10 protein-coding genes are annotated in these 15,431 nt (G+C 42.7%); 7 read left to right on the top strand and 3 right to left on the bottom strand.

Features of this window, described 5'->3' with window-relative positions:
• The first annotated feature begins 86 nt into the window (after positions 1-86).
• The 7 genes from glpA (at position 87) to B3317_RS04590 (ending at position 8,838) form a co-directional block, all read left to right on the top strand.
• Positions 87-1,736: an anaerobic glycerol-3-phosphate dehydrogenase subunit A gene (glpA, locus tag B3317_RS04620; RefSeq protein ID WP_291109090.1), complete on the top strand. Its 1,650-nt coding sequence runs from the start codon at positions 87-89 to the stop codon at positions 1,734-1,736.
• Positions 1,726-2,982, top strand: coding sequence for a glycerol-3-phosphate dehydrogenase subunit GlpB (gene glpB / locus B3317_RS04615; protein WP_291109088.1), 1,257 nt, complete (start codon positions 1,726-1,728; stop codon positions 2,980-2,982). The genes glpA and glpB overlap by 11 nt, the downstream gene beginning before the upstream one ends.
• Before the next feature lie 39 nt (positions 2,983-3,021).
• The gene (glpC, locus tag B3317_RS04610) at positions 3,022-4,236 is read left to right on the top strand and encodes an anaerobic glycerol-3-phosphate dehydrogenase subunit GlpC (RefSeq protein ID WP_291109086.1); all 1,215 of its coding nucleotides are present in this window, start codon (positions 3,022-3,024) and stop codon (positions 4,234-4,236) included.
• A 1,283-nt stretch (positions 4,237-5,519) separates the two neighbouring features.
• The gene (locus B3317_RS04605; protein ID WP_291109084.1) at positions 5,520-6,368 is read left to right on the top strand and encodes a sulfite exporter TauE/SafE family protein; all 849 of its coding nucleotides are present in this window, start codon (positions 5,520-5,522) and stop codon (positions 6,366-6,368) included.
• A gap of 31 nt (positions 6,369-6,399) precedes the next feature.
• Positions 6,400-6,813, top strand: coding sequence for a DUF1634 domain-containing protein (locus tag B3317_RS04600; protein ID WP_291109082.1), 414 nt, complete (start codon positions 6,400-6,402; stop codon positions 6,811-6,813).
• A gap of 56 nt (positions 6,814-6,869) precedes the next feature.
• Entirely contained in the window at positions 6,870-7,871 is a 1,002-nt protein-coding gene (locus B3317_RS04595; RefSeq protein ID WP_291109080.1) for a M28 family metallopeptidase, read from the top strand.
• 4 nt (positions 7,872-7,875) lie between these two features.
• Positions 7,876-8,838 (top strand): M28 family metallopeptidase, encoded by a 963-nt coding sequence (locus B3317_RS04590; RefSeq protein WP_291109078.1) that lies wholly within the window; start codon positions 7,876-7,878, stop codon positions 8,836-8,838.
• Between the two features lie 73 nt (positions 8,839-8,911).
• Here B3317_RS04590 and B3317_RS04585 read toward each other — a convergent pair whose 3' ends face one another.
• The 3 genes from B3317_RS04585 to B3317_RS04575 all read right to left on the bottom strand — a co-directional run bounded on the left by B3317_RS04585 (position 8,912) and on the right by B3317_RS04575 (position 15,416).
• Positions 8,912-10,084: a glycoside hydrolase family 130 protein gene (locus B3317_RS04585; RefSeq protein ID WP_414647445.1), complete on the bottom strand. Its 1,173-nt coding sequence runs from the start codon at positions 10,082-10,084 to the stop codon at positions 8,912-8,914.
• Positions 10,085-10,208: 124 nt separating this feature from the next.
• On the bottom strand, positions 10,209-12,140 hold the full coding sequence (locus B3317_RS04580) for a RagB/SusD family nutrient uptake outer membrane protein (protein ID WP_291109076.1): 1,932 nt from the start codon (positions 12,138-12,140) through the stop codon (positions 10,209-10,211).
• Positions 12,141-12,155: 15 nt separating this feature from the next.
• Positions 12,156-15,416 (bottom strand): SusC/RagA family TonB-linked outer membrane protein, encoded by a 3,261-nt coding sequence (locus B3317_RS04575; protein WP_291109074.1) that lies wholly within the window; start codon positions 15,414-15,416, stop codon positions 12,156-12,158.
• Positions 15,417-15,431 lie beyond the last annotated feature (15 nt).

The raw sequence follows: 15,431 nt of genomic DNA, 5'->3' as shown, positions 1-15,431 counted from the left end.
CGAAAACTTTCAAAAACTTTCGAAAATATTTTGAAATATTCCGAAATTTTCTTTTTTTTGTATAGTGAAACTAAAAAAACTAAAGCATGAGTATCAGCCAGCCTAATTCAGCAAAGTTATTTGATGCTATCATCATCGGGGGAGGTGCTACCGGAGCCGGGGTAGCCCGTGATTGCTCCCGCCGGGGCTTGCATGTATTGTTATTGGAAAGATATGATATAGCGACAGGCGCAACCGGACGCAATCATGGTTTGCTTCACAGTGGTGCACGTTATGCTGTTACTGATAGGGAGTCGGCTGAGGAATGTATTAAAGAAAATATGGTGCTGAAAAGGATAGCCAGTCATTGTATAGAGGAGACTAACGGGCTTTTTCTGACTCTGCCCGAAGATGATATTGCCTACCAGTCAAAGTTTGTCGAGGCATGTACTATGGCAGGCATCAACGCGCAAATAATAGATCCGAAGGAGGCGCTTGTGATGGAACCATCTGCTAATAAGAATATTATAGGGGCAGTAAAGGTTCCCGACGGATCTGTCGATCCCTTTCGTCTAACAGCTTCTAATATGATAGATGCGAAGAATTACGGGGCTGTGGTTTATACATATCACGAAGTTGTAGGGTTGATTCGTGAGCAAGGCAGGATTGTAGGAGTGAAGGTTTTTGGCCATAAAACGAAAGACACAAAAGAACTATATGCTTCTGTCGTAGTAAACGCAGGCGGTATTTGGGGGCAACATATATCTGAGTTTGCAGATGTAAAAGTAAATATGCTTCCGGCCAAAGGGGCTTTATTGATTTTTGGACACCGGATAAACAATATGGTGCTGAACAGGTGCCGCAAACCTGCCGATGCCGATATACTCGTTCCCGGAGATACAATATCGCTGATAGGTACTACATCGAGCAATATTCCGTACGACCAGATAGATAATATGGTGGTAACTCCGGAGGAAGTAGATACGCTTATCCGCGAAGGGGAAAAGTTAGCCCCGATACTCAACCGGACACGGATACTGCGGGCTTATGCAGGAGTGCGGCCTTTGGTTGCTTCAGATAATGATCCTACAGGACGCAGTGTAAGCCGGGGCATTGTTCTGCTCGATCATGCCAAGCGGGATGGACTGGAAGGATATGTAACTATAACGGGCGGCAAACTAATGACTTATCGCCTGATGGCAGAATGGGCAACGGATTTGGTATGCCAAAAATTGAATGTAACGAATAAATGTACTACTGCCGAAGAGACTCTGCCCGGTTCGCGGGAAAAAACAGAAGATATAAATAAGAAGATAGTATCGCTACCTGCGGCACAACGCAAATCTGCTATTTACCGTCATGGTGATATGGCGGGTAATTTGTCGGGTAATACGGAAGATGATAATAGTCTGGTTTGTGAGTGTGAAGAAGTATCAGTCGGGGAGGTGAAGTACGCGTTGGAAGAACTGAACGTGACTAATCTGGTTGACCTTCGCCGCCGTACACGTGTGGGGATGGGAACATGCCAGGGGGAACTGTGTGCCTGCCGTGCCGCCGGTATTATGGGCGATACGGATAAATTGTGTACAAAGACTGCCAAGGAAGATCTGGCTTACTTTCTGAATGAACGTTGGAAAGGTATTTATCCCATAGCATGGGGTGATACATTACGTGAAAGTGAATATACAAACTGGGTATATGAGAGTGTGTGCGGATTGAAGTTATTACAAAAGCAAGAAGGACAAGATGAAGTTTGACACCGTAATTATAGGAGGAGGGCTATCCGGCCTGACATGTGGAATACGTTTATTGCAGCAAGGACACCGTTGTGCGATTGTATCTTCAGGGCAGAGCGCGTTGCATTTCTCATCAGGTTCGTTCGATTTGTTGAATGTATTGCCGGATGGCGAAGCGGTAACCGATCCCCGGAGATCTGTGAAGGATTTGATCCGGATGTCTCCCTGTCATCCATACGCAAAATTGGGTGAAAATAAATTCGGTGAATTGGCGGGTAAATCAGAAGCTTTTCTCACGGCAATAGGCTTGCCTGTTCAGGGTGATTCTATGGAAAACCATTACCGGATAACTCCTATGGGAACATTGAAACCTACCTGGCTGTCTGCATCTGATTTTGCTGTCAGTAAATCGGAACGGGAATTGCCGTGGAAGAAAGTTTCGATTTTTAATATTGCCGGATTCCTTGATTTCTATCCTCGGTTTATAGCGGATGAATTTGCTAAAATGGGGACGAAGAGCGATATTCATCTGTTTAGCCTGCCCGATCTGGATTATCTTCGCCGCAATCCGAGTGAACTGCGTTCGACGAATATTGCACGGATACTCGATAAAGAATCCAATAAAGATGAATTGGTAAGGATATTAGGCAAGGTGGCGCTGGATAGCGAAGCCATCGTTTTTCCGGCATGTTTCGGATTGGAAAATACAAATATACTTGCCGCCTTGAGGAAGGCTGCAGGTAAGCCGGTATACCTGATTCCGACATTGCCGCCGTCTATAATAGGAATACACACGCAACAGTATATGCACGATTATTTTATTCATCTGGGAGGTGTATATATGTTGGGCGATACGGTAAAGCGGGCTGATGTGGAGGATAACAGGGTGATGAGGGTTTATTCTTACAACCACGGTAATATCCCTTTCAATGCCGGGAATATAGTTCTGGCAACAGGGAGCTATTTCAGTCAGGGGTTGATAGCGACGCGCTCCCGGGTTTACGAACCTGTGTTCGATCTGGATGTGTCTTATAATCCCGGCAGGGAAAACTGGTACAACCGGAATATGTTCGATAGACAGAATTATCAGGAATTTGGCGTAAAGACAAACGAAACATTCAACGCTTTATGTAAAGGTAAAGTTATAGAAAATCTATATGTTTCCGGTGCGCTTCTGGAAGGATTCAATCCGGTAAAAGAGGGTAGTGGGGCAGGGGTTTCCATCCTTAGCGCCCTGTTTATAGCGGATAAAATATTGAGTAAGTAAAAGAAAATAATAGGTCTGAGACCTGGAAGGAGGACGGTGATGAATCTTCAACAACATAACATAAGCGATAATAATTTCGAACAATGTATCAAATGTACCATCTGTACGGTATATTGTCCGGTAGCAGCTGTAAATCCCGCTTATCCCGGACCAAAGCAGGCCGGGCCTGACGGAGAACGTTTGCGTCTGAAAAAATCGAACTTTTATGACGAAGCATTGAAGTATTGCATCAATTGCAAGAGGTGTGAAGTGGCATGCCCTTCGAATGTGAAGATTGGCGATATTATCCAGTCGGCACGGATAAAATACAGTAAGAAAAAACCGAAACTGAGGGATTATATTCTGGCCAATACGGATATTGTAGGCTTGCTGGCTACTCCCTTTGCACCCATTGTAAATCTTGCTTTGGGATTAAAGCCGATGAAGTCAGTACTGGATGTTGCTTTGAAGATAGATCATCACCGTACTTTTCCGAAATATTCGTTCGGTACATTCGAAAGCTGGTATAAAAAGCAGGCGGATAAGCAAAAGAAATTTAAGGAACAGGTCAGCTATTTTCATGGTTGCTATGCCAATTATAATAATCCGCAACTGGGAAAAGATCTCGTAAAGGTATTTAATGCACTCGGAATCGGCGTTCAACTGCTTAGGAAAGAAAAGTGTTGTGGAGTGGCGTTGATTTCCAACGGTCTTATAGGTCAGGCTAAGAAACAGGCGGAGGTGAATATGGCTTCTATCAGGGAATCGGTACTGGAAAAGAATATTCCTGTGGTGGCAACTTCTTCGACCTGCACTTTTACCATACGGGACGAATATCCTCATTTGCTGGATATCGATACATCCGATGTAAGGGATAATGTGGAGCTTGCGACCCGTTATATATACTGTCTGTTAAGTATAACTGATGTGAAGTTGAAATTCGGTAAGGAAAAAATAAAGGTGGCCTATCATACGCCCTGCCATATGGAAAAACTGGGATGGTCGTACTATTCGATAGAATTACTGAAATTGATCCCGAATATAGAATTGAAAGTTCTTGATTCGCAATGTTGTGGTATTGCCGGGACCTACGGCTTTAAGAAAGAAAATTATAAGACATCCCAGGATATTGGCGCGTCTCTGTTCGGACAGATAGAAGCAAGTGATACAGACTATGTTGTTACCGATTGCGAAACATGCAAATGGCAGATAGAAATGTCGACAACGAAGCGTTGTGAGCATCCTATTTCGATTTTAGCAAAGGCTTTGGGTTAATTAAGGTTTCGAATAAAGTTTCGATATAATTCTATTAAAGTTTCTTTTCGAAATCAGAAAAGTTTTGATTTGAAATATAATTTTGCTTTGTATAGTTGTTTTTTTTAAGGCCGGCTAATTTTATTTTATTTTAATTGTTTGATATATAATATTTTGAGTGTTGTATTGGAGAGCTATTGGATCTGTGGTGTTAAAAATAAATTTTTATGAAACAAAAGTTTGCAAAAATATGTTATTATCGTTATATTTGTTTATACAGTGAAATAAAATAAAGTATTGATGATTTTTTATGTTTCAAAATAAGTTATACTGCTGTTTTATTTTCTCAAAAAAATAAAGTTATGGAAAGAATTTACAACATTGGAAGTAGCCATGAGGCCAAAATTAACGAATGTCGTCCGTTTGGCGTTCAGAGTTTTGACGTAGAAGCTGAGTATTCTACCTACAATGAGATCTTGAAGATCTTCAGAGAAGCTTTCAGCCTTGTTGATGTAACTCAGATAATTAAGAAACTGTAAGAAACCCGGTTGGGAAGTCAGCCTTTTTACAGATGATTATATGAATAGATTATACCTGTTTTTATAATTAGGTATTCCGTTCACAAAAAAGATGTATTCATTGGATACATCTTTTTTATTTCTATAAAAAAAGATGCTGGTTTATATGAATAGGAATGGAGTATTTTATCTATAGGATATAGCTTTTAGCTGATAGCTCTTTGATGTATTGATAGGCCGCTGCCCCAAGGGGACTTACAGAGAGGGAAAAAAAGTAACAGATAAAAAATAGTGGAAAAAGTGTAACTTTTGTAACTTTTTTGAAATAGTTACGGGTTTGCCTTGCCTTCGCTTCGGCGAATGTTATTTCTTCACCCTAGGGCAGTTACAAGTTACGAGTCGGCTGACTCCCTGTTTTGTTTCACGCAAAGACGCAAAGGCGCAAAGTTTTTACATCTTATGAGTTGTTGACTGATGACTGCTAACTGTTGACTGTAAAATAGTGTTACTTTTGTTACCTTTTGGGGAAGTTACGAGTAGACAAGACACGAGATACAAGTTGTTTACTGTTTACTGTTCACTGAAACAAGTGTTACCTTTGTTACTTTTTAACAAGTAGTAAATTTTAAGTAATAAGTAGTAAGTCATAAGTTGAGAAAGCTACATTACTGTTTACTGCTAACTGTAAAGTTGCTTTGCACTATTTGCTAATATACTAATTTGCAAATTTGTTAACTGAATTGGCTTGCGAAATAGTATCTTTACACTCGTAAAAAAATAAATGAAATGGACTTAAATTTAGAAGTGTTCTCCATCATCCTTTTTTTCGGTGCTTGCTTTGCCGGGTTTATCGGTTCACTGACAGGATTGGGTGGGGGTGTTGTAGTAATCCCCTTGCTTACTCTGGGGTTTGGCGTAGATATGCGCTATGCGATAGGAGCGGCTTTAGTAACATCGATTGCTACATCGTCGGGTGCGGCGGCGGCTTATATCAAAGAAGGAATAACCAATGTGCGTATAGGGATGTTTCTTGAGATAGCGACTACCACCGGGGCTGTGATCGGCGCTATAGTGGCTATGTATCTCGATAAAGTATATATTGCTGTCATATTCGGCTGTGTGTTGATTTTTTCGGCAGTACGTTCTATCAGCAAGAAGGAAGAGAATATAGATTATGCCGCGCCGGGTGATAAACTCGGGGAGAAACTGAAACTTAACGGTTCCTATCCCACAAAAGACGGGAGAATAGAAAAATATAATGTACATAATGTAATGGGTGGTTATTCACTGATGACATTGGCGGGTATTTTGTCCGGACTGTTAGGTATTGGTTCGGGAGCATTGAAAGTGCTGGCAATGGATACTGCTATGAAGATACCTTTTAAAGTATCTACCACAACAAGTAATTTCATGGTCGGTGTAACAGCTGCCGCAAGTGCGGTTATTTACCTGCAACGCGGATATATAGACCCGGGACTGGCAATGCCTATCGTTGTAGGGGTATTACTGGGGGCGTTCTTCGGATCTAAAATACTGCCTAAGACGAATGTGAAAAAATTGCGACTGCTTTTCAGTGTCGTGATTTTCTTGCTCGCTGTTTCGATGATATATAATGGTATAACCGGTAAACTGTGAACAGTAAACAACTCATAACTAAAACATCAGTATGAATATATTTACAAAAGAATTTTGGGCCGAAAGGGATATGGAGCTCTTTATAGGAAAACTGCTTCGCTATGGAGTTACCCTTGCCTGTGGCATTACACTCTTGGGAGGTATTATTTATCTTTTCCAGAATCACGGGGTGTCTATGGAACATTACAAACCAACGCCGGACGGGCAACCATTCCCCGGAGTAGAACATTATCTGAGGGAATTGTCTACAATAATTCCCCGTGTTTTGTCTCTCGATGGCGCGGCTATTATACAATTGGGGGTATGTGTGCTGATCGCGACGCCTATATTACGGGTTGCCTTTTCTGTAATTGGCTTTCTGATAGAAAAAGACTACATGTATGTGGTGGTGACCTTGATTGTTTTGTGTATTATTGTAGCCAATATGCTTTTAGGGCTACATTAAAGTATGCAATAATCAAGTCAGATTGAAATAATGTATTATTAAATGCTATCTTCTTTATGAATAAAATATTTCTTATAACTGCTTTTTTTATCTCTCTGTCTGTTCTCGGGCAGTCTGGAAAAGATGCCGGACTCGGCAGTATTAACAAGGAAAGTGCCGGAACTTATATCGGGTTCCTTGCCAGTGATGCTTTGCAGGGGCGGGAAGCGGGCAGGCATGGGAGCCGTATTGCTGCGGAGTATATCAAATCTCTGTTGCAGGATATGGGTGTTAAGCCTTTGAATACTGGTTCTTATTTCCAGCCGTTCGAAGCATATAGCCGCGAGCGTCAGACACGGGCGCGATTCTCCGTACATCCCGATTCTATAGCTAAATATAAGCAGGAAAGGGCCTATAGAAAACTGGAGTTGAAGAATGTTATGGGATATATTGAAGGTAAAAGGAAAGACGAATATGTGATTGTCGGCGCTCATTACGACCATCTGGGAGTGGATGAGAGTCTGGCCGGAGATAAAATATATAACGGCGCCGATGATAATGCCTCCGGGGTATCAGCCGTGTTACAGATAGCAAGAGCTTTTGTCGTTTCAGGTCAGCAGCCGGAGAGAACGGTTATATTTGCTTTCTGGGACGGGGAAGAACTGGGTTTGTTGGGTTCGGAATATTTTGTGGCTGATTGTCCTTTTGCATCATCTATCAAAGGATACCTGAACTTTGATATGATAGGCCGTAATATGGATGAGGCAAAACCGGAACATGTCGTTTATTTTTATACCGAATCACACCCTGCGTTCGGAGAATGGCTCAAAGATGATATAGAAACATACAAACTGAATCTGAAACCGGACTACAGGCCGTGGGATAAACCGATAGGGGGAAGTGATAATGCTTCTTTTGCAAAACGTGATATCCCTTTGATATGGTATCATACCGATGGACATCCCGATTATCATCAGCCTACCGACCATGCCGATAAAATAAACTGGGATAAACTGGTGGATATTACCAAGGCCTCTTTCCTCAATCTGTGGAATATGGCAAACCTGAAAAACTTTTGAATACATGAAACATATACTTACTTCTACACTACTCTTACTCTCTATTTATTGCTTATCTCAAACTTCTGTGGAAAAGGGTTTGTCGGCTATTACCCGTCAGCATGCCCTTACTTATATAGGAGTTCTGGCCAGTGACAGTCTTGAAGGACGGAAAGCTGGGCAGCGTGGCGGAGCGAAGGCTGCAAGCTATATCGCGGCTATTCTGGAAGATATTGGCATAAAGCCCTGGCAGGGCAAATTCATGCATCCTTTTATCCCGGATATTTTTAAAGGATCGGCTAATCAGGATACCAGATTGAATAATGTATTGGGATATATTCCGGGTAAAAATACCGACGAAATAGTTATGATAGGAGCGCATTACGATCATTTAGGACTAAACTCCGGCAATCTGAACGATAGTGTGTATAACGGGGCTGATGATAATGCTTCGGGCGTATCGGCTGTATTGCAGATAGCAAAGGCTTTCGTCGCTTCGGGTCAGAAACCCGATCGGACTGTCGTTTTCTCCCTTTGGGATGGGGAAGAAATGGGATTGTTGGGTTCTTTTCATTTTGTGGAAGAACACTTTTCATACATACCTGTTCCGCTGCTTTCACCTATCCCCATAAAAGGATATATCAATTGTGATATGATAGGGCGCAACAAAGACGGAGACGGTGCTCATGTATCTGTTTTTTATAGTGAAAGCAAACCTGTATTCGGGGAATGGATAAAGTCAGATATAGAAAGGTACAGCTTAAAGCTGACTCCGGACTTTCCATCTTTAGACAGTTCGCCGGGAGGGAGCGACCATATGCCGTTTATGCAGAAAGGTGTTCCCGTGATTTTTTATAACACCGATCTGCATCCCGATTATCATAAACTCAGCGATGAAGCGGATAAGATAAATTATGATAAGGTGGTGGATATAACCAAACTGGCGTTCCTTAATCTGTGGAATATGGCTAATCTGGAAAGTTTCTGATGAGGGGATTGGTAAAAAAATATGCCAACTCTAAATTAGATATTGGCATATAGATTATTGACAATAGTTATTGTTATTCTATAGGGTCTCCGGGAGTTTGTTTGCCGGGATCATAAATGGCAACCCCAACTTTAGAATCGGCACAACCATAGTATAGGAACCATTTGTTATTGAGATAGGCCAGTCCTTCTATAAAAACAGTCCCGTCGGTATATTGGCCGCTCTTTTCAAATTCGGCCATTGGGCGAAAGAAAGGAGTATCGAGCCGTCCGATGACTTTATATGGATTCTGCAGATCGAACAAGACTTGTCCGGCGCTGTATGTGCCCGCATTGAAGCGCTCGTCGCGTCTGTCATCGGTTCTGTTCTTGCCATTATACAGAAGGAGAATGCCTTTATCGGTTATTATCGCCGGAGGGCCGCATTCGGTAAGGGCGCTGTCGAAATACTTATAGCGTGGGTAGATAAGGCCTTTCAGTTCGTTCTTTTCATTGAGAAGGGGAGTCCAGTTTATCAGGTCGGTCGATGTAGCGGCATTGATCATGTGTTCACCCCAGTACATCAGATATGTCCCGTTTACTTTGGTAATTACGAGTTTACCGTCCGTTACCTTGGTAACAATGGATGCTGATTTGCTCGCCAGGTCTTTGAAACGGCCGTCGTATGCTTTAGCGAAAGCCGGGCCGTGTTTCTCCCATGTAATGAGGTCCTTCGAAGTAGCTACGCATAGGCGTGGAACTTGCCGGTTCCATGCGGTGTACATCATTACAAATGTTCCGTCTTCGGTCATGGCAACACGCGGGTCTTCGCAGCCGCCTTCCCATTCATATTCCTTATTGTTATCTTCAGCGGGATATAGCACAGGGGTATTGCGTAGTTGCATTGTGATACCGTCCGGACTTTCAGCTAAGCCTATACGGGATGTACGTTTGCCTATGCCTGTGGCAGAATTGTCTTCGGCGCGGTATAAGACATAGATCTTCCCGTCTTTTACAACTGCTGCCGGATTGAATGTGTCGCTTTCTTCCCATCCGACAGAATCTTTCTGCATAGGACAGAAGAATTTTGTAGCCGGATCGGGTTCGATTAATGGATTGACTCCGTCCGGACGGACAAATCCGCCAAAAGCCCAATCAGGAAGGTTATTGGAGTTGTCCGGTGTAGATACTTTATTCTCCTTCTGGCCGGTGCAGGAGAGCATGCCAAAACAGATGATAAGAGCGATGAATGCGCTTAAGTGTTTCATATTCAATTTATTTTAAGTATTCGTTCAAGGCGCTGTATTTATTGGAGGCTAAAGATAAATAATAAAGGCCATAAAACAGTGAAAGAGAGCTATAAACTCTCTTTCACAAGATAACCAATAAAATTTACCAGTCTGGATTTTGCACCAGATTTACGGCCTTCTGTAACTCAGTTTGCATAATCGGCCAATAATAATGCTTAGGAGCCTCGAATACCCGTGTTTCCTTACAGAAACGTTCCATCCTGTATTTTTTGCCTCCAACTTCGATTTTACCATTAGGATCTTCAACAGGCATCATACCGTTAATCATGCGCTGGCATTTAGGATATGGCTGATGGTATTGCGCCCAGTAGTTTTTGGATCTTTCGTTGTTCGTAGAACCTGCTGCCAGCCATTGTTGTTCTTTCGCCAACTCCGATTCGGTTGTCGGTTCCAGATATAAACGGCTGTAGAATGTTCTCTTGTTCTCATAATAGAATTCGACACGGCGCTCACGTTTGATATATTCCCTCATCAAATCCTTGTTTGTTTTACAAGCTACGGGCATAGGCACCATAAAAGAACGTGCCCTTACAGTATTCACAAGGTCATATATCGCTTGATTTGGCCCCGATACTTCATTTACAGCCTCAGCATAAATATAGATAAATTCCGGTAACCGCCATACAGGAGGGGCACTTATGGAAACACTACCGCTTCTGTTCCAGCCTTCCTGCAAATATTTGCGGTGATAATAGCCTGTGGTGGTCGCATTACTAGCCCCGATTTTGTCACTTCCGGAAGCTGTATTTGTAACAGAAGGATTGTTCCCTCCATCGCGGAATGCAGCTCCATGGAATATGATATCGCGGTAGAAGCGAGGGTCACGCCTGACCGACATGTATGGGTTACTGTCGTCGTATCCGTCTGCTATTGCTTTGCTGTCATAGATCGGATAACCGTATCCGTCAGGAGAAATGTACTCATATTCATCTACTTGTTCCTGTACGGGTTGCTGACGGGAACCTCCTCCGCGGCTAGGAGGATACATATCACCAAACCACCCTTCATACTTATCTTTTGTTACAAACCAAACAGCTTCGTTTTTGAATGCTTCTTCGTCGTAGAACATTTGCCAAAGGCGGGTATATACAGTGGAACCATTATAGTCTTTACCACCGCTGTCATTGAAATCAGCATTAGTATATTTGGTATAGAGGGAGTAGCGCGGTTTGCCGTCGGCCTGAAAATCAAGCACAGCTTTAGCTGCATCACGGGCAGCTTCCCAACGCTTGACATCGTAAGCATATTCAGACTCAAATTCACGTTTTCCTGTATAACCGTAACTGGCGGCTCCATTGTACATCGGTGCAGCAGCAGTCCATTTTGCGATAGCAATCAGTCCTAGGCAAGCACCTTTGTCTGCACGGGCAAAATCTATCCCTGTTTGATTTGCAGGCAGGCGGTTAGCCGCTTCATTGGCATCGGCCGCAATTTTATTAACGATCGTATGTACCGATTCTTTCTTAAAGTCCATAGGCTGATTGGCATCCACTACGTAATCGATATACGGTACTTCTCCGTACATGCGTACTAGTAAATAATGCAGATAGCCCCTGATGAAATATGCCTCTCCAACCCTTTTATTCAGGTCACCCGGATTGATGGGATTGTCGGGAGTGTTATACTTCGCAACTCCGGCGATGATTACATTCGCCCGGCGTATAGTATTATATATACCCTTCCAGAACATATCGTTGTTAGGCTGAGGTACAGCAGTAGGACTCCAGTCACCGCTATTGTAACGGTTTGTTATATTTCCCTCCACGTTAGTGGCTTCGGCTTCGTCGGTCAATCCGGCGGAAGAGAAATGTGATAACCATGTCATCGGGGCATTACACCTTTTTGTTCTCAGATATAAGTCTGTTACAAGCTGGTTTACCTTTTCATAGCTGGCAAAGGTTTTTTCTTCAGGAATCTGATCGTCGGGTTGCTTGTCCAGATATTCGCTACACGCAGCAAGAGACACCAATATGACTGCCAGCAGACCTTTTAATATATATTTGAAACTTTTCATATTCTTGTTATTTTATTAAAATGTAATATCCACACCAAAATTAAATACCTTTAATATAGGATACCAGTCTCCTCCTCCATTACGCATTTCAGGGTCTACATCTACATCACCCAGTTTATCCCATGTAGCCAGGTTCTGAGCCTGAGCATATACTCTGACATTGCTCAGTCCTGCTACTCTTATGATCTTGCGGGGTATTGTGTAACCGAGTTCTATATTCTTTAACCTTATATACGAACCATCGTACATGAAAAGAGAACTGCTTTCATTCTTATTATTAGAGTGTGTACCTATATGCAAAGCCGGATATTTGGCTGTTGCCGCAGTTTCAGGAGTCCATCTGTCGAGATGCATAGGTCTTACGCGTCCTATTTTGTCCTGGTCGAAGTTAGGAAAATCAAATACGGCAGCATCTTTCAGCATGATGGTAGAGTTTGTCGCACCCTGGAAGAGTACACTAAAATCGAATCCTTTATATTGTAGCGTAATCGGTAATCCGAATTGGATTTCCGGGCTGCGGGGATATCCCATCGCCATACGGTCGTTCTGGTCGGTAATAACCCCGTCTCCATCCAGATCTTTGTAAACAGCATCTCCCGGTATCAAGGTTCCCCATGGCTGATAGCCATCAGCATTCAATTTGTCTGCTTCGGCTTGGTCTGCAACAAAGTGGTCGAACACATAAAGCATATTTACATCCAGAGCTTGCCCTGTTTTCCGTCTCCATGCATATTCATAGACAACTTCATTCATGTAATCAACCCTATTACGGGCGAATGTGAAATTAGGCTTAATGAAATATCTGAAATCTCTACCTATCTTATCTGCCCATGTCACCTCAAATTCAAGTCCGTGATTTTTCACTTTACCTGAATTTATGCGGGGAGCGTCTTTTCCTACTATGTCAGGGAAACCTAGTTTGTCGCCTGTCAGTTCGGTAAGGATATCGTATCTGTTCTCGTAGAAGTAGTCGAATGAAAGTCTCAGCCGTTGTTTCAGGAAATTAGCGTCCAGCCCGATATTTAATTTCTGGGCTTTTTCCCAGGTCAAAACTCTGTTGGCTAAAGCACCTTCTCTCCATCCGCCCGGATTTGTGTTGAAGCCTCCTTCCCCGAAGTTGTAGCCTTCACCACCTTCGAAAAATTGCAGATAACCGAATCGTCCTCCCGGAAGTTTGTCACTACCTACCAAACCGTATGAACCTCTGATCTTTAAGAAATCCATCCACGATTTTGTACTATTCATGAATGATTCATTGGAGATTACCCATCCCACAGAACCGGCAGGGAAGAATCCGTAACGTTTTTCTTTTGCAAAGTTTTCGGAACCGTTATACCCGAAGTTGAATTCCGCAAAATAACGGTCTGAGAAATTATATGTAAACTGTCCGGTCAAGCCTTGATATCTGTGATCGGGACGAACTTTATCACCATCATATTGACCTTCTGTGGAGCGGTTGAACAGAAACATTCCGGTCACATTATGATTCTGTGCAAATGAGTTCTGATACATTAATTTTGCCTGATAGTATGTCCTGTTGGAAGGGTTGCTTTGAGTGAAGTTATTACCTACCGTCTGGTCTGTATTGTATTTATTACCGGTAGAATATGTTCCTTGGTAATGGCCGGGAGTCCTGTAAATGTCAATACCATCTGTAGGCTTGAATGTGGCGTAAGAAGGGTATTGGCGGTATCCTTCGCTATAAGTATTAACCTCCCTCCTTGTCCATTGTTCTTCACGGGCATCATAAGAGAAGGTTCCTTCGATTTTTAATCCTTTTGTAATGAAGTCCAGATCGTATCCCATAGAGAAGCTACCTTCCAGATATGTGAACTTTTGGGTGTGGTAGCCCGAACGGGATAATTCCCCTAATAGGTTGAAACGATAAATCTGGTCTCCGAACAGCATCCCCTTAGGATTGTTGACGAAATAACTTTGATTCGCCGGATTATCATTTTGTTCCAGAACAATCGGCAGGTAGGGAGGCTGGGTCATTGCAATATTTACCAGACGGCTGGCCGCCGAACCAATATTTGTACGGTCTGTTATTCGTGCGCCCAAGTCCAGTTTCACCCAGAACTTATCAGTAATATCTACATCTATATTCGAACGGAAATTATATTTTTTGAAATTGGGAGATGTGTCATAATCGGATAAGTCGACATGGTCGTAATTGGTTCCCTGATTCATATGTCCGGCCATAACAAAGTATCTGACCTTATCTGTACCGCCGCGAACCGACAGGTTATAGTCTTGCTGGGCGGCAGATTTGAACATATAATCGAAATAGTCCCAGTTGTATCCCAAGCCATCCGAATTATCACCTTTGGCCATTCTGAAATTGGCAATAGCTTCGTCAGTGAACGGATATTTAAAGTTTTCCAGGGTTCCGTTCATCATGGCGTCATTTCGCGATGCTTCGTTATATAGAGTCGCATAATCGGCAGAGCCTAATAAATTAGGGGTTTTACCTACTTTATTAAATCCAAAAGAAGCCTTGAAGTTCACAGAAGCCTTTTCCGAAGCTTTACCGCGCTTGGTGGTAACAACTATAACTCCATTGGCTCCACGGATACCATAAGGTGCAGTAGAAGCAGCATCTTTCAATATGGTGAATGTTTCGATCTCGTCTGCCGCCAGATAGGACATGTCGCGTTCTACTCCGTCAACGATTACGATTGGAGACTGATCCCCATAAGTGGACTTACCCCGAATAAACAATTCGGATTTATCTACGCCCGGTTCTCCTCCACTGAACTGGTTTACAATCAAACCCGGAAGTCGTCCGGCTAACGCGTTGTTTATATTTGCGGTGGGACTTTGTACGAGGTCTTTCGTCGTGATGGTTGCTACCGCGCCTGTGATATTCTCTCTTTTCTGAGTTGTGTAACCTACAACTACAACTTCATCCAGCGCCTTGATGTCCTCGACCAGATCGACGTTTAGTGTTGATCTGCCTTTCAGTTCTATCTGTTGCGGCTGGAATCCGATATATGAGAAAACGAGAGTAGCTTCAGCATACGGAACTTTTATGGAGAAGTTACCGTCTGCATCTGTCATAGTGGCAATGTTTGTTCCTTTTACAGAAACGCTGACACCGGGCAATGTCTCTTTGTTAGAACTGTCGAAAACCTTCCCTGTCACTTCCTTCTGGGCTTGTTCGGTTTTATGTACTGAAGCCGATATATATTGCGGGCTTCCTGTTGCTAATAATGTTATTATAAGCAATCCCGTTCTTATGCACATAAATACTTTCTTAGTAAAAATGTCTTTCATAATAGGTTAATTAAA

This window comes from Dysgonomonas sp. UBA7710 (genome assembly GCF_002482385.1).
In the GTDB taxonomy this organism is placed as follows: Bacteria; Bacteroidota; Bacteroidia; order Bacteroidales; family Dysgonomonadaceae; genus Dysgonomonas.
This window is presented reverse-complemented; position numbering and strand designations above follow the sequence as displayed.